This window comes from Roseiflexus sp. (genome assembly GCF_057785375.1).
The window spans coordinates 19,247-40,566 of the sequence record NZ_JBYNRX010000035.1 but is presented as its reverse complement, the minus strand read 5'-3'; the positions used below and the strand labels follow the sequence as shown (position 1 = coordinate 40,566).

General features: G+C 59.7%; 14 protein-coding genes and 2 tRNA genes. 8 read left to right on the top strand and 8 right to left on the bottom strand.

The window, feature by feature from the left end; genetic code table 11:
• The first annotated feature begins 128 nt into the window (after window positions 1–128).
• Window positions 129–2,822, top strand: coding sequence for a winged helix-turn-helix domain-containing protein (locus tag AC3EA7_RS05900; RefSeq protein WP_488613108.1), 2,694 nt, complete (start codon window positions 129–131; stop codon window positions 2,820–2,822).
• Between the two features lie 18 nt (window positions 2,823–2,840).
• Window positions 2,841–3,359: a bacterial transcriptional activator domain-containing protein gene (locus tag AC3EA7_RS05895; RefSeq protein ID WP_488613107.1), complete on the top strand. Its 519-nt coding sequence runs from the start codon at window positions 2,841–2,843 to the stop codon at window positions 3,357–3,359.
• Here the strand turns inward: AC3EA7_RS05895 and AC3EA7_RS05890 are convergent.
• The gene (locus tag AC3EA7_RS05890; protein ID WP_488613106.1) at window positions 3,356–5,134 is read right to left on the bottom strand and encodes an ABC transporter ATP-binding protein; all 1,779 of its coding nucleotides are present in this window, start codon (window positions 5,132–5,134) and stop codon (window positions 3,356–3,358) included. The genes AC3EA7_RS05895 and AC3EA7_RS05890 overlap by 4 nt on opposite strands.
• The gene (locus AC3EA7_RS05885) at window positions 5,131–6,885 is read right to left on the bottom strand and encodes an ABC transporter ATP-binding protein (RefSeq protein WP_488613105.1); all 1,755 of its coding nucleotides are present in this window, start codon (window positions 6,883–6,885) and stop codon (window positions 5,131–5,133) included. The genes AC3EA7_RS05890 and AC3EA7_RS05885 overlap by 4 nt, the downstream gene beginning before the upstream one ends.
• Window positions 6,886–7,076: 191 nt before the next feature.
• Here AC3EA7_RS05885 and AC3EA7_RS05880 point away from each other — a divergent pair, with 191 nt between their 5' ends.
• From AC3EA7_RS05880 to AC3EA7_RS05870, 3 genes are all read left to right on the top strand, one after another.
• Window positions 7,077–7,202: a hypothetical protein gene (locus AC3EA7_RS05880; protein WP_488613104.1), complete on the top strand. Its 126-nt coding sequence runs from the start codon at window positions 7,077–7,079 to the stop codon at window positions 7,200–7,202.
• Between the two features lie 3 nt (window positions 7,203–7,205).
• On the top strand, window positions 7,206–8,006 hold the full coding sequence (locus AC3EA7_RS05875) for a DUF5317 family protein (protein ID WP_488613103.1): 801 nt from the start codon (window positions 7,206–7,208) through the stop codon (window positions 8,004–8,006).
• Window positions 8,007–8,120: 114 nt separating this feature from the next.
• Window positions 8,121–9,320 (top strand): sensor histidine kinase, encoded by a 1,200-nt coding sequence (locus AC3EA7_RS05870; RefSeq protein WP_488613102.1) that lies wholly within the window; start codon window positions 8,121–8,123, stop codon window positions 9,318–9,320.
• Between the two features lie 7 nt (window positions 9,321–9,327).
• Here AC3EA7_RS05870 and AC3EA7_RS05865 read toward each other — a convergent pair whose 3' ends face one another.
• The 3 genes from AC3EA7_RS05865 to AC3EA7_RS05855 all read right to left on the bottom strand — a co-directional run bounded on the left by AC3EA7_RS05865 (window position 9,328) and on the right by AC3EA7_RS05855 (window position 12,756).
• A complete protein-coding gene (locus tag AC3EA7_RS05865; protein WP_488613101.1) occupies window positions 9,328–9,852 on the bottom strand; it encodes a PspC domain-containing protein in 525 nt (174 codons plus the stop codon).
• Window positions 9,853–9,947: 95 nt separating this feature from the next.
• Window positions 9,948–11,051, bottom strand: a complete 1,104-nt coding sequence (gene rodA, locus AC3EA7_RS05860; RefSeq protein WP_488613100.1) for a rod shape-determining protein RodA — start codon at window positions 11,049–11,051, stop codon at window positions 9,948–9,950.
• A 64-nt stretch (window positions 11,052–11,115) separates the two neighbouring features.
• Window positions 11,116–12,756 (bottom strand): choice-of-anchor Q domain-containing protein, encoded by a 1,641-nt coding sequence (locus AC3EA7_RS05855; RefSeq protein ID WP_488613099.1) that lies wholly within the window; start codon window positions 12,754–12,756, stop codon window positions 11,116–11,118.
• A 137-nt stretch (window positions 12,757–12,893) separates the two neighbouring features.
• Here AC3EA7_RS05855 and AC3EA7_RS05850 point away from each other — a divergent pair.
• From AC3EA7_RS05850 to AC3EA7_RS05840, 3 genes are all read left to right on the top strand, one after another.
• Window positions 12,894–12,969: transfer RNA gene (locus tag AC3EA7_RS05850), tRNA-Ala, on the top strand.
• A 6-nt stretch (window positions 12,970–12,975) separates the two neighbouring features.
• Window positions 12,976–13,051: transfer RNA gene (locus AC3EA7_RS05845), tRNA-Ala, on the top strand.
• Between the two features lie 85 nt (window positions 13,052–13,136).
• Entirely contained in the window at window positions 13,137–14,126 is a 990-nt protein-coding gene (locus AC3EA7_RS05840; RefSeq protein ID WP_488613098.1) for a zinc-dependent alcohol dehydrogenase, read from the top strand.
• Between the two features lie 12 nt (window positions 14,127–14,138).
• Here AC3EA7_RS05840 and AC3EA7_RS05835 read toward each other — a convergent pair whose 3' ends face one another.
• The 3 genes from AC3EA7_RS05835 to AC3EA7_RS05825 are packed head-to-tail and all read right to left on the bottom strand — an operon-like array spanning window position 14,139 to window position 21,085.
• Window positions 14,139–14,747: a response regulator gene (locus AC3EA7_RS05835; protein WP_488613097.1), complete on the bottom strand. Its 609-nt coding sequence runs from the start codon at window positions 14,745–14,747 to the stop codon at window positions 14,139–14,141.
• Window positions 14,744–18,310 (bottom strand): ATP-binding protein, encoded by a 3,567-nt coding sequence (locus AC3EA7_RS05830; RefSeq protein WP_488613096.1) that lies wholly within the window; start codon window positions 18,308–18,310, stop codon window positions 14,744–14,746. The genes AC3EA7_RS05835 and AC3EA7_RS05830 overlap by 4 nt, the downstream gene beginning before the upstream one ends.
• Before the next feature lie 9 nt (window positions 18,311–18,319).
• A complete protein-coding gene (locus AC3EA7_RS05825; protein ID WP_488613095.1) occupies window positions 18,320–21,085 on the bottom strand; it encodes a two-component system response regulator in 2,766 nt (921 codons plus the stop codon).
• Window positions 21,086–21,320 lie beyond the last annotated feature (235 nt).

Sequence of the window (21,320 nt, the reverse complement as noted above, 5' to 3'; positions counted from 1 at the left end):
CTGCACCCTATCGTATGGCAAGGCGCCAGATGATGAAAATGACATCCCGGTTACAGATGCCGCTTATCGTTAAAATCCGGTCAATTCACGATTGACAATAACGGCGTAACCTTCTACGATCATTGTACGTGGTTTATGCGACATACGAAACGACTATGGCGCTGCGGTTCCAGCAGAAGCTTATTGTCCCGACGTCGGCGCGACCGCTGATCGAACGCCCGCATGTTCTCGCGCTGCTCGACCGCGCAATTCGCAGCAAGCGCGTCGTTGCCCTTGCTGCACCCGCCGGTTGGGGCAAAACGACCGCCCTGGCGCAGTGGGTTGCCCAACAAACGATGCCTGCTGCATGGTATACGCTCGACAGCACTGATCGCGATCCAAAGGTCTTCCTCGATTATCTGCTCCACAGCACCGCTGATCTGGCGCCAGGATCGGCGGAGATTGCAGCGCGCCTCAGCGAAACCCCTCCTCAAGGACTGGCAGAGATCTCACAGCAGGTTGCGCTCGCCTTTGCTGATGCACCCGAGCACTTTGCCCTGATACTGGATGATGTGCATGTGCTGGAGGATGATCAGGCGCAACCGATTCCCGGCGTGTCGCTGGTCTTCGCCCTCCTCGCATCGATTGCCGAGTACGCAACCAGATGCCATCTGGTGCTTGCCTCGCGCACGCTGCCAGCCCTGCACGGCATGGTGCGCATGGTTGCGCAGCAACGCGCTGCGGTCTTCGATTATAGCGTGTTGCAGTTCCAACGCGCCGATACGCAACGTCTGGCAGGAGTCGCTGCGGACCTGACCCTCTCTGATGAGGAAGCGGATCAACTGACCGCAGCGGTTGGCGGCTGGGTTACCGGTATTGTGCTGTCGCTGGATCAACCGCTTGCGCATGAAGGGCGGGCAACCGATCAACATCAACGCCTGGCAACGCTTGCAACCCGACGCGCTGCCATTATCGAAGCCAATACGAGTCAGGTGTACGCCTATTTTGCCGAACAGATTCTGGCGCCGCTCCCTGCCGATCTCCAGCGTTTTCTCGAGGACACCAGCGTTCTGCAAGATCTGTCGCCGCGTCGTTGTGATCGGTTGCGTTCGACGACGAACGCAGCAGCATATCTCGATGACATCAAGCGTCGTGGTCTGTTCGTATCAAGCCGCGCCGGATGGTTGTCGTATCACAGTCTGTTTCGCGATTACCTGCGATCACGCCTGGCGCGCGATCCACAGCGGCATCAGACGCTCCTGCGCGCCGCCGGCGACCTCTATGCCGCCGAGGACGATATTGAACGCGCACTCGATTGCTATCTGGCGGCTGGCGATGATCAGCAGGCGATCAACGTGCTGCGTTCCTCCGTGCCGCGCCTGCGCCGGTGTTCGCGTCAGACAACCCTGCTTGCGTGTTTTGAACGTCTGCATAGTGCGCGATCACGATCGAACAGCGATCATCTGCGCGCAGGCGACTCGCCGTTCCTGCTGGCGCACACCGCACGACCATCGTTGCTCCCTCCCGATCTCTTGCTGGCAGAGGCGCGAGTATATAGCGACCTGGCGCTCTGGGAACGCGCATATCTGGCACTCCAGATCGCGGAAGCAACCGGGTCTGCACAGGTTCGTGCAGAGGCGCAGATCCTTCAGGCGGAAGTGCAGGTGCTTCAGGGTGACTACGCCCGCGCCCAGCAAACATTGAGAACTGTCGATCGTGATACTCTTGATGACCGGCTGAGTCTGGAGTATGCCATAGCTGCCGGGCGCGCGCATATCATGGCGGGGGAAATCGCGGCTGCCATTACGGAGCTGGAACAGGCTCACACTATTGCGGCCTCTCAGCCGGATACGGCGGATAATCCCGATGCACTGGCGGATATTTACGATAACCTTGGCTGGGCATACGCTGCGCAGGGCAATCGCCAATCGGCTCTTCGTTATCTCAAGCGCGCCGACGCCTGCTGGCAAGCGTCCGGCAATCAGGGAAGACGCGCTCTGACTCTCAATAACCTGGGAGTGATAGCGTTGGAAGAGGGACGACTTGCTGAAGCGCGCACAGCATTCGACACCGGACTGGACATCGCCCGACAGATCAGGTTGCGACGCGAAGAAACCGTGTCGCTTTGCAGTCTGGCAGAACTGCATCTGCGCCAGGGCGATTTTGAAGCAGCAATCAATTGCGCTACCGAAGCGCATGCCCTGGCCGCCAATTTCGACATCGCCAGTAGCGCGGAGGCGGCAGCAGTGGTCGCATTCTGGGCTGCGCTCCTCGCCGGAAAAACGGACGTTGCATCTGCGTGGCATGATGTGGTTGCCGCGATCACTGAGCCACTCCAGCCAGAGGTGCGTGGACGCCTGGCACTGGCGCGGGCAATGCTGGCATGGCGCCAACCTGCGCCGGATCGGGAGCATCTTGCCGATCTTCTGGCTGAGGCAACGACATACGAGGCATCACTTAGCGAGGAAGAGCGCGCCTATGCGGCATTGTTGCGCGCCGAACTCGCCTTTTCTCGCACCGGCTGGCATGGCGCCGCTGAAGCCTGGCGCGATTTTGCTGCACGCGCCAGCACGCTCTCCGACCCTATCCTGCACCACTTCGCCTCGATTCATCGCGCCCTTTTTGAAGCCGCTGCGCCTCACACATCACTTGCTGCGCGTGTGACCACAGCCATTCGTCGTCCTGCCTCCCCCCGCTGGCGGATTACCGCGCTTGACGGCTTCGAGTGCCTGGTCGATGGCAGACCGGTCGAACTGTCTCAACTGCACCGCGCTCTCCTGATCCGACTTCTCGATGCCGGCCCGCAGGGCCTGGCAGTCGAGCGTCTGTGGGAAGCAGTATAGGGAGATGTCGATATTTCGATGCCGGCGTTGCACCGGGCGCTGCGACGGTTGCGCCTGCAAACCGGGCTGGCCGCATCGGCGCGCGAGGGGGCTGTCGCCATCCGCAGCGGATGGGACCAGATCGAATACGATGTGCGTGAACTGGAGCGCGCCCTTGAGACCCCAACCCGACCCGACTCCATCCAGCGCGCCATGGCGCTCTATCGTGGTGAATTCCTTCCGGGCGCGCCCATGAGCGCCGGGTTGTGGGTCGAAGCGCGTCGGGCGCATCTCCAGCAACGCTACCTCGATGCGATCGAACAGTATGCCCGGTCCATCGAGCACGAAGCGCCGCAACAGGCGATGTTCCACTACCAGCACGTGCTGCAGATCGATGGCTGCCGTGAGCATACCGCCGCGCAATTAATGCGCCTGGCCGCCCGTTATGGCAATCGCACCCTGGTGACCTCCACATTCGAGCACCTCAAAGGTGCGCTGCGGGCGCTTGGCGCCGCACCAGAACCAGGGACTGCGGCATTGTACCAGCAACTGACTTAGTGCATGGCAAACTGATGACGGTGCAATCGCGCATAGAACCCGCCGCGCATCAGCAGCGTTTCGTGATCGCCGTCTTCGACTATCTTCCCCCGATGCAGAACAAGAATCCGGTCCGCGTTGCGGATGGTTGAGAGGCGATGAGCAATCACCACGCTGGTGCGGGTGCGCAGGATGCGCTCCAGCGCTTGCTGGATCAGGCGTTCGGTGGCGCTATCGATGCTCGACGTCGCTTCATCGAGCACCAGCACGCCCTCTGGACTGAGCGCCAGCGCGCGCGCCAGCGCCAGCAATTGTCGTTGCCCGACCGACAGATTGGCGCCGCCTGGCAACACCTCAAACTCGTAACCGCCGGGAAGCCGTTCGATGAACGATGCCGCATTGGCCAATTCAGCGGCGCGCCGCACATCAACATCGCTGATATCGTCACGAAACAGGCGAATATTGTGGGCAATCGTCCCCGAGAGGCAGATCGGATCCTGGGGCGCCACGGCAACAACCCGCCGGAGCGCGCTGAGGTCCAACCGGCGAATATCGACGCCATCGAGCAGAACCTGCCCCTGTTGCGGATCGTAGAACCGCGCCAGCAACGCAACCAGGCTCGATTTCCCGGCGCCTGTTGCGCCGACAATCGCCACATTCTGACCGGCCGGTATCCTCAGGGAGACATCGCGTAGCACCGGCTCCTCCGGCACATACGAGAAACTCACATGGCGCAACTCGATAGCGCCACGCACCCGCGGCAGAGTCACAGGAACCGGCGGCGCAACGACTGCCGGCGCTGTCTGCAACATGGCATAGATGCGTTCCGCAGCGCCCAACGCGATCTGAACCGTATTGTACTGCTCGCCCAACCGCAGGATCGGCTGAAATGCGCGCTCGGTATACTGCACAAAGGCAACCAGCATGCCAAGCGTCGCCCATCCCGCCAGCACTCCCTGCCCGCCGCCATACAGCACGAGCGCCAGACCAACCGACGACAGGATTTCCTGTGACGCCAGGAACAGCGCACTCTGACGACGCAATCCAAGCAACGCTTGGCGATACGCCATGTTGTAACCGTCGAACTCTGCTGCGCTTGCCCGTTGCGCGCCAAACAACTGGATCACGGTCATTCCGGCAATACGTTCGCTCAAGAAGGCGCTAGCACGCGCCAACGCCGTGCGCTCACCCGTGGAGGAACGCCGAATGCGCTGCCGGAAGAACCGCGTCACCAGCGCCAATACCGGCAGCACCGCCAGCGACAGAAGCGCAAGACGCCAGTTCACAACGAGCATAACCCCGACGATCACCAGCAAAGTCACGCTTTCAACCAGGATGGTCACCACGCTGCTCGACAGGAGCGCATTGATGGTATCGACATCACTGGTCAGGCGCGTCACCAGATCGCCCGTCGGCATACGCCCGAAGAACCCCTGATCCTGGCGGGTGATATGCTCGAACAGTCGCATGCGCAGATCAGCCAGTGCGCGCTGACCAGCGATCTGCAGCAACAGCGTGTAGACATACTGCAACGCAAACATGGCAAGCGCCACAGCGCCGTAGAGCGCCACAATGATCCACAGACCATCGGCATCGCCACGCGCGATCGGTCCATCGATTGCCTGCTGCATCAGCGCCGGCGGCACCGCATTCAACGCCGCAGTCGCCAGCAGAATGATGAGTGCCAGCGCCAGGATTCGCCAGCGGGGCGCCATTGTACTGACGAGCAATGCAACCAGCGCGGCATCCTGTCCGCGCACCGGCGCCGACCGCGTTGCGGAAGAATCATCGGTCATTCGTGCGACTCCTCAGCCTCTTCAGCCTGACGCAATTCACGACGATACATGGCCGCATACCGTCCATTGAGCGCCAGCAACGATTGATGATCGCCCTGTTCAACAATGCGTCCATCGTGAAGAACGATGATCTGATCGGCGTCGTGCACGGCTGCCATGCGCTGACTGACGATCAAGACGGTGCGACCTTCACGCGCTGCGGCGAGTTCCCGCATGATCTCGGCAGCCGTTTGGGTATCGACGCTCGACAGCGTATCGTCAAGCAGCAGGATCGCCGGGTCGCGCACCAGCGCGCGTGCAATGGCGGTACGCTGCTTCTGCCCGCCGGAAAGCGTTGCGCCGCGTTCCCCGACAATCGTCGCCAGGCCCTGCGGCAACTGCGCCAGATCGTTCGTCAGACGGGCGGCGGAAGCGGCGCGATGTACCAGTTCATCGGGCGCACGAGTAAGTCCGAGGGTGATATTATCGCGCACCGACATGCTGAAGAGCAACGGCTCCTGTGGCACATACGCCACATAGCGTCGCAGCGTGTCCAGTCGTATGCTGCGGATATCGACTCCCCCGACAGTGATACGCCCTTCATCGGGGTCGCGCACCCGCCCGACGAGGCTCAGCAGCGTGCTCTTCCCGGCGCCGGTCGCACCGACGACGCCTAGCGTCGCACCGGCCGGGACCCGCAGATTGATGCCACGCACGATCCAGGGACCATCACCCGACGCGCGCACACCCACGCTCTCGAAACAGATATCACCGGAAGACATCTGCGTGATGGCATCAGGCGCATCCGCAATGCGCGGACGACGGCGCAGCACTTCGCCGATTCGTCCGGCAGCCGCACTCCCCTGTTGCAAACGCTCATATGCCTGGCTGAGTTGTTGCGCTGCCGCACTGAGCAACCCCAGATAGACGATAAACTGAACATACTGACCAACGGAAATCGTTCCATTGATCACCAGGGCGCCGCCAACGCCAAGCACGAGCGCAGCCGCCAGACGCACCACCAGACCGGGCAACGGCGCGATCGCGGCTGAACGCAGTGCAAAATCGAGATTGCTGCGCACATAGTCATCATTCCTGCGTTGAAACGCCGCTGCCATCGGGCGTTCCTGCGCATATGCCGCCAGCATACGCATGGCGCTCAGATGCTCCTGAGCAAACGCCGAGAGGTGCGCCATACGCTGCTGCACTTTGTCGAAGGCGCGCTCCAGCACGCGGCCCAGCACAACCTGCGCCCCAAGACTGGCAAAGAGCAACACAACGACCAGAATCGCCAGCAGCGGGCTGGTCAGCGCCATCAGCCCCGTTCCGATCGTCAGCAGAAACAGCGCGTGCATGGACATCTGAAAGCCTGCGCTGTAGAAGCGCCAGATGTAAATGAAATCGTTCGAGGCGCGCGAGAGTAATTCACCAACGCCGTAGCTTTGAATCGCCGCCTGATCGAACAGCAACACCCGATCGAACAGGTCCTGGCTCATGCGATAACTGACCCCCACCGCAATCTGACCGGTCAGCATACGGAGCAGATACCTGAACACGGCGAGCGTGGCTGCCAATGTGACAAGCCCGACGGCGTACCACATCAGCTGATCGGCGCGAATGCCGGCCAGTACGTCGTCAATCGCGCGCCCAAGCAACGCGGGGCTGAATGCACTGGCAGCCGCACTGATCAGGGCATAGATCGTTCCAACAATCAGATGCCTCCGATAGGGCGCCATGTAGGGGAGAAGAAAGCGGATTCCGGAGTGTTTCATCGATACAGATCCTGAATGCTACGACACGCCTGTATACTTTTGGAGAGGGACGCTAGTTTACACGATATTAACTCGTTGAGTCAATGAACAGTCAATGACGAGTCAACCGTGTATCCTATGATTATGCCAGTTCCAGCAAGCACTCCAGCACTGTCCGGTATGAGCATCTATCTGTGAGGAGGCAATCTGCCATGCGGTCGAAGATCCTGCGAGCACTTGCAGCGGCGCTTCTGGTTGGCACAATCGCAGCAGCAGCAATGGCGCCCCTTGCGCCACCCCCCATCCGTGGACCGTCGACGACCATTGTGAACCGGTAAAATATGAACCTGTTCGTCGTCTATCTTGTCTGCGCGCTCGTCGGAGCGGTCATTGCGCTGTGGCGAGCGCCGGCATGGCCACGTTACAACCTGTTACTGGCAATTGCCGCCACACCACAGGTCGGACACGTACTCGGCATACACATTCGTGGAATGTTTGCCGTATCGGTGATGGCAATGCTCCTATGGTGTTGCTGCAATTATCGCATCGCTGGCGTCCCGCTCGTCGCTGGCGGTGCGGCGCTTAACATGCTGGCAATGGCCTGGCATGGCGGCGCTATGCCGGTGCGAGCGGACATCCTGGCAGGTCTGGGGTATCATTTTGAAACCGGCATGCTGCTGGAAGGTTCGAAGGATATTGTCGTTCACGGTTCGCCGCTCTGGCTTCTCTCTGACTGGTTGCCGGTCACAACCGATCTCTTCACCCTCATTGTCAGTCCTGGCGATCTGCTGATCGTCGGCGGCGTGCTGGTATGGCTGTTGTTCAGTCGCACGCCTGAGTCGGAAAGGAAACATCTCATGCTCGCGTTCAGTACGCCTGCGGCATCGACCGAGAAGCGTCCTCGCCTGGTTCAGGGGCAAAGCGCACGACCGGCGTTGACTCGCCTGGCGCTCCTTGCTGCCGCTGACCCCGCGCTGGCGGAACGGCTGCTCCGCGATCCGTTCGATGCAGCCGACGCCCATCCTCATTACTACGTGACACTCGATGCTCATGATCGCGCCACGCTGGCCGCCATCCGCGCGCGCGCGCGGACCGTTGGCGAATTCCTGGGCGAGCTTGCCGCTGAGGTTGACGGAACATAGCATCGTTATGTCCCGAACATCGAATACTCACGCACACGTCAGATCTGGCGGAAAAGCGTCGGCAATCGGTGCAGCCATCAACGTCCGCTGCATCATTATAGAAGACGAGTCGCCATGAATAGCGGATTCGAATCTCAATCCCCTGCGTCGTTGCTTGCTGACATGCTGACCAGGCTACGTCGAATTGTCGATGCACCCGACACCGAAGGGCTTGTAGAAGCCATCCACAACGCAGTTATTCATGTGTTCCCCGATACACGTGTTGACCTCTTCGTCTTCGGCGAGTCGACAGAGCGCCTGCTGATCACGCGCGACACACAGGATCCGCCATCGCCGCCGCCGACGCAGTGTCTGTCGCCGTTCATCGCCTGGTTGAATCAGCACGGCTACCATACTGATATTGTGCCGTTGATGTGCGCTGATCAAGCGCAAGGACAATTGCTCGTATCACAGCGATCTACTGAAATCGATCCGCATCTCCGCGCTATTGTCCATCAGATCGCGCCGATTGCAGGACTCTGGCTGAGCGCGCACCGACAGCGGATCGCCCTCGAAGAACGTGACGAACGACTGCGTCTGACCCAGGAGCGATTGCGGCAGATCGAAGAAATGTGGTTGCGGGCGACCCTGGCGGCTGGCGCCGCACACGACATCGGCAATCTCTTTGCATCAGTGCTGGGGCACGCTCAGCTGCTGCAGCAAACGGCGCCGTCCCATCTCCAGGACGATCTCAAGACCATCGAACAGGCTGCCAGAGATGGACATTATCTCTTACGGCGTCTGCTCACCATTCGCAGCACGACATCGTCGTCGGAAGCAACAATGTCGCCTGTGCTGCTCACGGCGCTGGTCCACGATGCACTGCGCCTAACCCAGCCCTTTTGGGGAAACCGTCGTTCGGTCACGGTCAACATGGCGCTGGCGCCCGTCCCACCGGTGCGCGGTCATCCGGCGGACCTGCGTGAAGTGCTGGTTAATCTCATTCTCAACGGCGTATCAGCCATGCCGGAAGGCGGCACGCTCACGGTGCGCACCTACAGCACCGGCGAACGCGCGATTGTCGAGATCAGTGACACCGGCGTGGGCATTGCACCGGCGCATCAGAGCACTATCTTTCAGCCGTTTGTCACGACACGCAACGCGGGAAGCGGTCTGGGATTGAGCGTCAGCCGGACTATTGTGGAAAGTTACGGCGGCGCTATTAGCGTCTCGAGCATGCCCGGGCGCGGCGCCACCTTTAGCATCAGCCTGCCCCTGGCACGCGCCGTCGATATGGCGTCTGAACCGACTGCGCTGCATTATGCAGCATCGTAGCGCAGTGCTAGCGATGGCGGAAGATGAGCATTCCTCCGGCGACGATCATCAGCAGTGGAAAGACGATATCGGTATCGATGCCGAACTGCTCAGCCAGAAAGATCAGTCCAAGCCCAATCAGTATAATCCCTGACCAATTCAGGCGCCGCCGCGTCGCCGATTTCGCGGCGCTCAGCGGCAACGCCTCCGGGTCCATGCGCAGATTGATCGTCTGCCCCGTGTTAGGCGGCTCGGAAGATGTATCGGCACATGGCGCCTCGGCATAGCCGGATTGCCGGGCATACTGGGCGTGATATGCCCGACGACTGAACACAGCGTCCTGCGCTTCCAACTGTTGCCCCGCATCAGGCGGCGCTTTCGGCATAATGATCCACAGGATTGGATACAGCAGAAAACCGATGCCGCTAGTCAGCGTGACCAGCACAAAAATCAGGCGAACGATCACCGGATCGATCTGAAAATATTCTCCAAGGCCACCGCACACCCCGGCGATGACCGCATCACGACGACTGCGCACCAGACGAGACTTCATTGCATTCCCAGGCTTTCAGGGTCGCTGCGCGACCAGTACGTTCGATTCCTGGAAATGAGACGCAAAAAATTAATAGATTGTTGCAGCAATGTCGCCTAGAAGGTAATGCGACGTCGGCGCAGTGCGATACTCTGGAGTAATCCAACCGCCGCCAGCGTCGTCATTGTAAAGCTGCCGCCGTAGGAGATAAATGGCAGAGGGATGCCGGTAATTGGCATAATGCTCATATTCATGCCGACATTGACAAGGACATGACACAACAGCATGGCTGCAATGCCCACCGCAATCAGACGCCCGAAAGAATCGCGCGCCACGCGGGCGATCGCCAGCGCCTGCCAAATCGTCATACCCAGGAAGACGAGCAGGAGCGTCGCTCCAATAAACCCCAGTTCTTCACCGGTAATGGCAAAGATGAAGTCCGAATATTGCACCGGCAAATAGTTGCCCTGGCTCAGCAAGCCATGCGTCCATCCGCGCCCGGTCAGACTGCCAGACCCAATCGCCGTCAGGGACTGGATGATGTTCCATGCGCCCTGTTTCAGTTCCGGGTCGTATTTCAGCGGATCGATAAAGATCAACAGACGATCGCGCTGATAGGAACGGAGTATGTGCGTCCAACCGTAGATCGCAGCGGGGATGGCGGCGATCAACAACACAGCGAATTGCCGCCATTGGACGCCAGCCGCCAGCGCCATTGCCAGCCAGACGGCGCCAAAGACCAGCGCGGTGCCAAAATCGGGTTGCAGAAAGACCAGCGTCGTAGGAATGCCCACCAGGATCAGGCTGGTGATGACAACGCGCCATGCATATGGTTCGCGTTCGTTACGCGACCAGTACGCAGCCAGCGCAAGGATGACCAGCAGTTTCGCCGGTTCCGAGGGCTGAAAGGTCCGAACACCGAGGTCGATCCAGCTTTGCGCACCGGAACTGACCTGACCGATCACCAGCACCAGTCCCAACAGCGCCACGGCGCCAAGATAGAACGGCACGATCCAGGCTTCGAAGACGTGGTAGTCGAGCGCGGTAAGGAACGCCATAGCGGCGCATCCCACCAGCAGATTGACCAGGTGCCGCGAAAAGTATCCCTGCGTCAGCGGATCGCGCAGGGTGGCGCTGTACACCATGGCCGCACCGAAGCCCAACAGGATAACGACACACAGTAGCAGCGGGAAATTGTAATCGCGCCAGGTTTTGACCATATGCCTCTTCGGGATACCACAACGCCAACATTATACCAGTGATGAATGACGTGCCGGCATGTTCTTATCGCGTCACGAGAGGAATCCAGATGTACGGTCGGCCACGAACGACGCTGAGAGTCGCGGTATTGTTCGCCGGCGCCGGGTCGCGCTGCGTCGATGAAACCATTGCCGTCGCCGTACTCACGCCGCCAGGCGATGAGACCCGCAACGCAATGGTGACTGCTGGAGCGACGCCGCCGGCTGAGAGCGCGCCACGACCACAGGTAACAGCGCTGGCAATCACACACTCCCATCCCATCCCGCCGGTTTGCAGATTCGTCGCACCGGACGGCGGCGTGAATTGAACTTGGACGCTTCCCGCTGCACCCGGACCGGCATTCAGCACGACAATCGAATAGGTCAGCACACCGCCGGGTTCGACCGGATTCGGTTGTGCGGTCAGGATGACCGAGAGATCGGCATCCCCCAGAACAGGCGCCTCATACGCCCCCATATCACAGATTGCGAGTCCGTTGCCATCCCCATCGATCGGGCGCGCCACACCACGTTGATCGGTTGCGGCGCATGAGCTGCCGACCGCCGGATCACCTGCGTCGATAGCCGGACTGCCGCTCAACAGCGCGACCGTTGGCGTTGATCCGCCGTTGTCGAGCAATACGCCAGGCCGCGCGCTGACGCCAATGATATTGCCGCTCAGGTTGCCGACAATCGTGCAGCCGGCGTCGCGATGGATCAGATTATGCCCCTGGGATTCGAGGATATTGAAGCAATCTGGATTGACCCGCTCCGGCGTAGGGCTGAGGTCGGCATTGTCGGAAATAATGGTATTGCGCATTCGCAATTGATTGATAACCTGCGCATCAACGCGCACCGAGACGCCGCCGCCTTCACCGATGTCATTGCGATCATCGTCGGCAGTATTGCGCACGATGGTGACATTATTCAGCGTCGCCGAGCTTTTGGGCGGATTGATCAGCGCCTGATCGAGCGACACGCTTATGCCGCCGCCGCTATTGCCTGCGCTGTTACCGATTATCGTCACATTGGTCAGCGATGCAGCGCCGCCGTTAAACACGCTCAGCGCCCCGCCAAGGCTGGCCGCCCGATTGCCGGTGAACGTCACCCGCTCAATCGTGGCGCTGGCGCTGGCCTGGTTCACCCCATCGCCAAGGACCTCGATAGCGCCGCCGCGCCCCGCGCGCCCGTCGCGCACCACGCTATCGCGCAGGGTCAGGCTCGTGCCCGGCACGACAAGAATCACGCCGCCGCTGCCGGGAACGTCGCCATTTCCGCGCAGGGTCACTCCCGTGATCGTGACTGTCGCCGTCGCCAGCAGATGAAACACACGATCGCCCCCCGCAGCGATGATGGTCGTCGTAGCGGCGCCGGCGCCGATCAGCGTCAGGTCATCGCGAATGTCGAGGTCGCCATCGGCGTTGTCATCTTCCAGGGTGGTGGTGAGCGTCAGCGCATAGGTCCCGGCGGGCAGAATGATCGTATCGGCGCCAGGATTGGCATTGGCCGCGCTGATCGCTTCACGCAACGAACAATCGGCGCCGCACACGCCATCGGCGGTATCGGCCGTCTTGGTGACCGTGAATGTTTGCGGCGCCGCTATTGCCTGCTCAACCGCGAACGATGCTGCGATCATCAGCAGGATCAGTAAGGACGAAAGGTTGCGCATATGTGTCAGCGAGCGCATGATGCACCTCTTCAATCAACGGCTTTATCGGATTGTACTACGAATGCGATGGCGGTTCCATAGTACAACGGTTGTCTGTATACACCACGTTTACGTTTGACACGCCCCCTGCAGCGTGCTATACTATGCATCGCTGTGGGGGTGTAGCTCAGCTGGGAGAGCGCGACAATCGCACTGTCGAGGTCAGGGGTTCGAGCCCCCTCACCTCCACCAGAGCACGGGGCAGTAGCTCAGTTGGGAGAGCGCAACGCTGGCAGTGTTGAGGTCAGGGGTTCGATCCCCCTCTGCTCCACCAGATTGAACGACAGGCGCGATGCGCCTGTCGTCTTTGTTTCTAGCAACCGTCATCCGGCAAAAACGCACCAGCAGGAGCGACCATAATGCGCACAGACGTCATTTTTTTCACGGCGCCCGATCAGGTACAGTGCGGCACGGTCGAGATTCCCGAACCCGCACAGGGCGAACTGCTGGTGGAAGCCATCTACACCTGCATCAGTCCTGGCACCGAACTGCGCACGCTTGCTGGTCTGCAGGCAGGAATTCCTGGATGGCCAATGATACCTGGATACTCAATGGTCGGTCGGGTGGTGCGCGCCGGTCCGGCAACACCGCACACCCCCGGCGAGATCGTCTTCTGCAAGGGAACACGGCGCGCCGATGCGCATCTGGTGTGGGGAGCGCATATAAGCAATGCCGTACTTCCCGCCGAACAGGCAATACCTGTACCGATCGGCGTCGATCTACTGGAAGCCGTGACTGCAAAACTGGCAGCCATTGCGTATCGTGGCCTGACCATTGCTCACCCATTACCACACGAAACTGTCGCTGTCCTCGGGTTGGGAGTCATCGGCCAACTGGCAGCCAGACTGCACACACTCAGTGGTGCGCGCGTTCTGGCAGTCGACCGCTCGCTGCAACGTGTCGAGCTGGCGCAGCGCTACGGCATCGAAGCGTTCGTCGCCAAAGACGATCTTGCAACAGCCTTCCGCGAACGATTTCCTGCTGGCGTCGATGTGATTGTCGATGCAACCGGTGCGCCATCGGTGATTGCGGAGGCAATCGAACTGGCGAAAGATGTCCCATGGGACCATGCGCCTGGAAGCAATACGCGCTACCTGGTGCAGGGGAGTTATGCCGACCCCCTCTGTTTCCCTTATCAAGCGGCATTCCGCAAAGAACTGGCAATTCTCATGACCCGCGACGAAGGACCGCGCGACCTGCGCACGGCGCTCGATCTGATGCAACGGCGCCGCTTGAAGACTCGTGATCTGATCAGCGCTGTGGTTTCACCCGAACGCGCTCCAGAGATCTACCAGGCGTTGCGAGAGCAGTGCGAACTGGTGACGGCAGTATTCGAGTGGGGAACATAGGCATCGTGCAGATTATGACGGCTCGTTCATCAGGCGCTCATAGCAGGCCGGGCAAATCGTATGGCTGAATGACACATCGGCGTGCGTTTCGAGATAGGTTGTCACGCTCACCCAGTTGCCCTGCTCGTCGCGAATGTTGGTGCTGCACCACGCACAGATCGGAATAATCCCGCTCAGGGTTTTGATCGTGGCAAGCGCCTCTTCCAGGGCAGCGTGCTTTCGTTCGAGAGCGCGGTAGAGTTTTCGTAGAGTCAGGTGGGTATTGATGCGCGCCAGCACCACCTCGACGTTAATTGGCTTCGTAATATAATCAACAGCGCCGGCGCGCAGCCCGGTCACCTCATCGATTGGATCGGTCAGCGCCGTCATCAGAATGACCGGAATATCTTTTGTGCGAGGATCGGCTTTCAAGCGGCGACAGGTTTCGAATCCATCCATTCCAGGCATCATCACATCGAGAACGATCAGATCGGGATGCACATCGACAGCCGTTTGCAAAGCGACTTCACCGCGCTCATTCAGCAGCACCTTAAAGCCGGCGTGCTTCAACCCCGCGAAGAGCACCGCAAGATTGGCAGGCGTATCATCAACAACAAGAACAGTATCCGGCGATTGATTCATTTTTCTGCTCTAGATTTTTGCAGGAATGCCTGTAACTGACCGATCTGGAAATGTTCCAGAAAGGAATGCACCTGTGCAGCAAACGAAGCCGCCTGCGGCATTTCCTGCACCAATGCATCGATCGTGTGCTGAATAGCGTCGATATCGCCAATACGCGCCAGTTCACACAGCGAGTCAAGTATCGCGCGCGACGGCAGCATCGATACTGCCGGAGACGGCTGATCGACGGACAGTTCGGCGTAGCGCCATTCAACCTGCGGCAGCAGGCGTTGCAGCGTCTCAATCAGCATGGCGCGGTTGATCGGCTTGGGAATGAACGCCTGTGCACCAGCATTCAGACTCTGCGCACGATCATCAGGGTACGCACTGGCGGAACTCACAATCAGCACAATGTGATGATACGCAACGCATTGGCGAATGCGCCGAATCATATCCAGTCCATTCAGATGCGGCATCACCAGATCCAGGATGACGACATCGGGATGAAACGTTGCCATCTGACGCAGTCCCTCGTTACTGTCCTGCACCTCTGCCGTGATGAACCCCAGCGGTTGCAGCATGCCGCGCACAATGGCACGGTTGTCTTCATCGTCATCAACGATCAACACTTTCGGCGCGAGACCTGCAATGCCGACGACCTGGCGCTCGACCGGCACGGTGACCGAAGTTGGATGCTGTGCTACCGGCAGCGGGATCTCGAACCAGAAGCGACTTCCCACATCTGGCGTACTGTGCACCTGCAACACGCCACCCATCAACGCAATCAGTTCGCGTGAGATCGTCAACCCGAGACCGGTTCCTTTCTCACCGGTCTGAGCGCCCAATTGCTCGAACGGGCGAAAAATCACTGCGAGATGCTCAGGCGCAATCCCGATGCCGCTGTCGATCACCTGAAATCGGACATCATCCCCTTGATCGGGCGACCTATCGACCTTGAGGATGACCACACCCTTGCGCGTGAACTTGATCGCATTGCTCAACAGATTGACCAGCACCTGCGACAGCAGTCGCTCATCACCAATGACTGCCTGTGGCAGGCGCCCAAAATCCCGCGCGAACGCCAGATTTCTGGCAGCCGCCCGCTCCTGCATCATGTCGCAGACCGTTCCGAGCATGGCAGAAAGGTCGAACGGCGCCGGTTGCATTTTCATTTTCCCGACTTCGATCTTTGCCAGATCGAGCAAATCATCAATGAGATGCAGCAGATGCTCACCACTCGACCGGATCACGCGCAGGCTTTTCTGCGCATGATCGGGAAATGCAGGATCGTGTTGCAGAATCTGAGCGTAGCCAAGGATGCTATTGAGCGGCGTGCGCAACTCGTGACTGATATTGGAAAGAAAGGCGCTCTTGGCGCGATTGGCTGCTTCCGCAGCACGACGCGCTTCTTCCGCCGACTCTTTGGCAGCGCGCAGAGAATCCTCAATCGTGCGCTGCTCGGTAATATCGAACATCAACCCCAAAATCGCCGTTACCGCACCATCCATCCGGACAGGCGCAATAATCTGTTTGAACAAACGCGCCTGCCCCTGAACCAGCAGGGTATGCTCGAAGGACACCGTTCTTCCCTCCCAGGCCCATGCCTCATACGACGCCCATTCCGCCTGCGCGGTATCGAGGTCGGCATCGTGCTCCTTCCGGGCATCGCCGCCGATCAGCGCTCGCATGACAGAGTTTTGCATGATGTAGCGGCCCGCAGTATCCTTCGCCCATAGCGCAACCGGCACATGTTCGACCAGCGTGTGCAGACGCGCCTCGCTCTCGCGCCGCGCATACTCCGACTGGCGATAGTCGCGCCAGAGAAAGACCGATTGCAGGGCGCTGCTGATCTCCTGCGCCAGCATTTGATACACCCGCCCCTCGCGCGGTCCAACCTGCACCGCGATAAACCCGAAGTCGCGCAACCCAAAAAAGAGCGGACTGACGATCAGCACGTATGGCTGGCGATGATCAAGCAGTTCATCCGGCATAATCTGGCAACTGGGGAACAGCATGCCATCCGCAGGCAACGGCAACCGCTGTCCTTCCCGCAGCGCCAGCGCCAACCGTCCCTGCGTTGGCACTTCCTTGGCGGTTGTCGGCGGGAGATCGTCGAACAGAACCAGATAACAATCGCGGATGCGCATTTCAGGCAGGCGTCGTGCGATCACGTCGAGCAGATGATCGACATCTTGCGTGCTGAGCATAGACTGACTGATTTCGAGCAGTGTGTGGGTCTGCTCAATCGTTCTGGTGCGCAACTCGATCCTGGCGCGCTCTCGTTCCTGTATCAGCGCCAGACGAACCCGTTGCAAGAACACGAGACTGGCCTGCGGCAGTCGTTCAGAATGATCGAGCGCCGAAATGACCAGATACAGCAACTCTGAGACCAGATCGTGCCATTGCGCTATCTCCTGGCGGGTACGCTGGCGCACCAGTTCTTGCTCGAACTCGCTCCAGAATCGATCCCGTCCCAGATTGCTTCTATCTGGCGCACCAGATGACAACCCTGCAATCAATCCATCGAACCAGGATCGTTTTGTGGCGGTCGCCTTCGTTTCACGGAGGCGCGCGATCTCTGCAACCAGAAGGTCAACGGAAGGCTCAGCCAAAGCGGGTTGGGAACCGGTCGCAGCATCGCCAGCGCCGGTTGAGCATTCGAGCGACCAGCAGCCGCAAGAGCGACGAACGATCAGCCGGGCAGGAACGTCAATCCGATCAGGGATGCGCTTTCCGTTGATCAGATCAAGGAGTGCGTCGAGGGCAATAGCGCCGGCTTCGTAGAATGGTTTCGCCATCACCGTGATCGGCAACCCCGACGTCTGCGCATCCAGATGATCATTAAACCCGACAACCGCCACCTCGTCCGGGACACGCACGCCATACTCCTGGAGCGTTTGCAGTGCGCCGATGGCATAATCAATCTCTGAGCCGATGACGGCGTCAAAATCCACACCGGGACGCATGCGCCGGGCGTCGATCAGGGTGTGCATCGCCTCGCTGCCGACGATTTTCCCCCATTGTGAGTCCTGATACACCAGCGCGGCACTGAAGGGGATACCGTACCGTTGAAGCGTCTCCTGATACGCCAGAAAGCGTTCCTCACTCTCCAGATGGCGCAAAGGACCGCGAATGAACACAATGCGGCAGCGACGATGATATTCGATCATGTGCGCAAGCAGCGTGCTCATACCCTGGCGCGTATCGGTCCAAACCGATGGTATGCCCTGGATAGAACCTTCGTAATTCACTATCGGCAACCGCCGGTAGGGTGCGATAAACTCCTCCATTTCAGTTTCATCGAGATTCACGCCAAACCCTGCCCGACTACCGCCCCATGTGATGAGTCCATCGAGGCGCGGACTGTTCGCCAGAGAGAAAAAGGACAACGCCGGCAACTTTTGCTGATACGGAACCCTGAGCAGCGGCTGTTTACGGGTTGGCAGCGTTCCACCCATGAAGCAGAGGAGATTCACGCCGCGTTTGCGTGCGGCATCAACGACGCCCAACCAGAACGGTTGATGAACAATCGAGATAAGCAGACCAATGGTGAGCGGTGTAGCGTCGAGATTTCGGTTGGGCATAGACGAGTGCTACTGTGAATGATAATTGGCGAGCAACCCCTCAAGCTGCACTGGCGGCAGTGCGCGGCCAAAGAGCCATCCCTGAGCATACTCACAGCGTAAGGCGCGCAACTCACTCGACTGATCGGCAGTTTCGACGCCCTCAGCGACCACAGTGAGGCCAAGTGAATGCGCCAGCGTAATGATGGCTTTGACAATCTCATAATGTTCGCGCGCCATACCGAGACGACTGATAAATACCCGGTCGATCTTTAATGTATCCACAGGGAACTGACTGAGATAACTGAGTGACGAATAGCCGGTGCCGAAATCATCGATGCACACGCCGACGCCCAGTGATCGCAGTTCTGCAAGTTGCGCCGCCGCAGATTCACGATGGGTAATGAACGTATTCTCGGTGATCTCCAATTCGAGCGCGCGCGACGGTATATCGTTCATTGCAAGCGCCCCCGCGACCTGCGTTACCAGATCGGGTTGCGCCAGTTGATGCGCCGACAGGTTGACATTCACCCACATATCGGCACGATGAGGATAGCGGGTATGCCACACCCGCAATTGACGACAGGCTTCCCGCAAGACCCACTGACCGACGGCGCCGATCAATCCGACCTCCTCCGCCAGCGGAATGAACTGTTCAGGAGAGATCAGACCATACTGGGGATGCAGCCAGCGCACCAGCGCTTCGAGAGCAACGATGCTCCCGCTGGCGAGCGCCACGATCGGCTGATAGTAGATAGAGAGATCGCCATGCTCAATCGCGCTGCGCAGATCGTTTTCGAGCTGAAAATGACTGAGCGCTTTCCGGCGCATATCCGGATTGAACACCACGTGGCGCGCACGCCGCCCCATCTTCGCCTGATACATGGCTGTATCGGCATCGCGCGCAATCTCCTCGGGATGCATATACTCCTGATTGCTCAACACCAGACCGATGCTCGCCGTTGTGTACACTGTGCGATCGCCAATCGGCAACGGCCCCTGCAACGCCTGCTGGATGCGTTCCACAACCCATTCAGCATCTTCTGGAGCATCCAGATGATCAAGCATCACGGCAAACTCATCGCCCCCCAATCGCGCGACCGTATCACCGGGGCGCAGGAGGCTCTCCAGTCGTCGCGCAACGGCGATCAGCAATTGATCGCCGACGGCGTGCCCCAGGCTGTCGTTGATCGTTTTGAACCGATCCAGATCGAGAAACAACACCGCAAACAGATGTTTTTCGCGCTGCGAACGTTTGAGCGCCAGGCTCAGGCGATCCATAAAGAGCGTCCGATTGGGCAACCCGGTCAGCGCATCGTGCAACGCGCCATACGCAAGCTGCTCTTCCGCCTGCTTCCGGGCAGTGATATCCGTCTGTGATCCGACCATCCGCGTTGCTCGACCGCTCTCATCCCATACCGCGATCCCACGACAGAGCATCCAGCGATACTTTCCATCACGATGGAGCATGCGATATTCAAGTTCGAACGATGTGATCAGGCGACGGGTATGCGCCAGAAGACGCAGTTCAACCCGTTCGCGGTCATCGGGATGGATGCGATTGAACCATTCATCGGGAGACGTGCCGATCTCATCCTCGCTGTAGCCCAGCATTATCTTCCAACGCGGCGCAAAATAGATGTGACCACTGAGGAGATCCCAGTCCCACAAACCATCGTTTGCGCCCTGCGCTGCCAGTGCATACCGTTCCTCACTGGCGCGCAACGCCGCCTCAGCACGCTTGGCGTCAGTCACATCCCGCACAATCGCCACGCTCCCGCTCAAACCGCCGGTATCGCGGAGCGGACGTGCCGTGATGCTCACCCACTGCTCTGGATGGTTGTCGGTAGCGGGCAACCGCACTTCCGCCGCATCGACCGCTTCACCGCGAAGCGCGCGTGCAAACGGCAGATCGCACGGGGTCCACCAGGAACGACCATCGGGCGACTGCGCCACAGGAGCATCGGGGGCATCCGGAAGCAGGCTGACTAGACGATCGCCAAGCATCTGGATAGCCGCAGGATTATGATGGATCAGCCGTCCTTCCGTATCGGTCACAACAACCGCATCGCCCATGCTATTGAGAATCGCCAGCAGAAGGTTTGTCTGCCGTTGAAGGGCCGCTTCGGAGCGTTTCAGCGCCTCGGCGCGCTGCTCTGCCAGCATGGTGCGTTCGGCGACGCGCTGTTCGAGCATGAGGTTGAGGGTGCGCAACTCCTCTTCTGCACGCAATCGCTCGCGCTGTTCCGCTTCGAGACGATTGAGCATTGCCTGCAACGTTTGATCCACAGCGTCGGGGCTGCCGGGGTTTTGCATCGCCTGCTGCACCGCCGGATCATGCGCCGTTGCCGGGTGATCCGCTGCTGTGCTCAAGAGATGCAGACGCATGCGCAGATACGCCTGTTCAGCGTCGCGCAACCGCTTCTGCTCTAAGCAGGCGTTGACGCGCGCGTGCAAAATGGTTGCATTGAACGGCTTGCCCAGATAATCGGCGGCGCCGAGTTCGATACAGTGCGCTACCAGATCGAGGTCCTGATCGCCGGAGATGACGATGACCGGAATATGGCGCAGCGCAGGATCGGATTTGAGCGTTGCCAGAACACGGTCCCCACGCATGCCGGGCATGAGAATATCGATCAAGATCAGATCGAACGTCTGCTGCCGCACGGCCTCGAGCGCCTGAATGCCGTCGGACAGGGCGACGACGATATGTCCGGCGAGTTCGAGCTGCCGCGCCAGCGCACTGCGAATATAGTCGTGATCATCGACAACCAGAATATGACCGGAGAAAGACATAGATTCCTGACAGGGCTTCTCCATTCCGGCACAACCATCATACTATACTGCTGTTTATGCGCCGGTGCAAGCGCAGATGACGCCTGGAGCGCGATCCGAACCCGCCCGGCGCAGGCTAGAGCAGGGAGGCGCCGCGCAGAAGTAGGGCGGGCTTCCGCCCGCCGGCGCAGGCTGGAGCAGGGAGGCGCCGCGCAGGAGGAGGGCGGGCTTCCGCCCGCCGGCGCAGGCTTGACGC

Coding starts and splice junctions, on each gene's coding strand:
- AC3EA7_RS05895 (WP_488613107.1), top strand. CDS start 2,841: ATGCCGGCGTTGCACCGGGCGCTGCGACGGTTGCGCCTGCAAACCGGG.
- AC3EA7_RS05890 (WP_488613106.1), bottom strand. CDS start 5,134: ATGACCGATGATTCTTCCGCAACGCGGTCGGCGCCGGTGCGCGGACAG.
- AC3EA7_RS05885 (WP_488613105.1), bottom strand. CDS start 6,885: ATGAAACACTCCGGAATCCGCTTTCTTCTCCCCTACATGGCGCCCTAT.
- AC3EA7_RS05880 (WP_488613104.1), top strand. CDS start 7,077: ATGCGGTCGAAGATCCTGCGAGCACTTGCAGCGGCGCTTCTGGTTGGC.
- AC3EA7_RS05875 (WP_488613103.1), top strand. CDS start 7,206: ATGAACCTGTTCGTCGTCTATCTTGTCTGCGCGCTCGTCGGAGCGGTC.
- AC3EA7_RS05870 (WP_488613102.1), top strand. CDS start 8,121: ATGAATAGCGGATTCGAATCTCAATCCCCTGCGTCGTTGCTTGCTGAC.
- AC3EA7_RS05865 (WP_488613101.1), bottom strand. CDS start 9,852: ATGAAGTCTCGTCTGGTGCGCAGTCGTCGTGATGCGGTCATCGCCGGG.
- rodA (WP_488613100.1), bottom strand. CDS start 11,051: ATGGTCAAAACCTGGCGCGATTACAATTTCCCGCTGCTACTGTGTGTC.
- AC3EA7_RS05855 (WP_488613099.1), bottom strand. CDS start 12,756: ATGCGCTCGCTGACACATATGCGCAACCTTTCGTCCTTACTGATCCTG.
- AC3EA7_RS05840 (WP_488613098.1), top strand. CDS start 13,137: ATGCGCACAGACGTCATTTTTTTCACGGCGCCCGATCAGGTACAGTGC.
- AC3EA7_RS05835 (WP_488613097.1), bottom strand. CDS start 14,747: ATGAATCAATCGCCGGATACTGTTCTTGTTGTTGATGATACGCCTGCC.
- AC3EA7_RS05830 (WP_488613096.1), bottom strand. CDS start 18,310: ATGCCCAACCGAAATCTCGACGCTACACCGCTCACCATTGGTCTGCTT.
- AC3EA7_RS05825 (WP_488613095.1), bottom strand. CDS start 21,085: ATGTCTTTCTCCGGTCATATTCTGGTTGTCGATGATCACGACTATATT.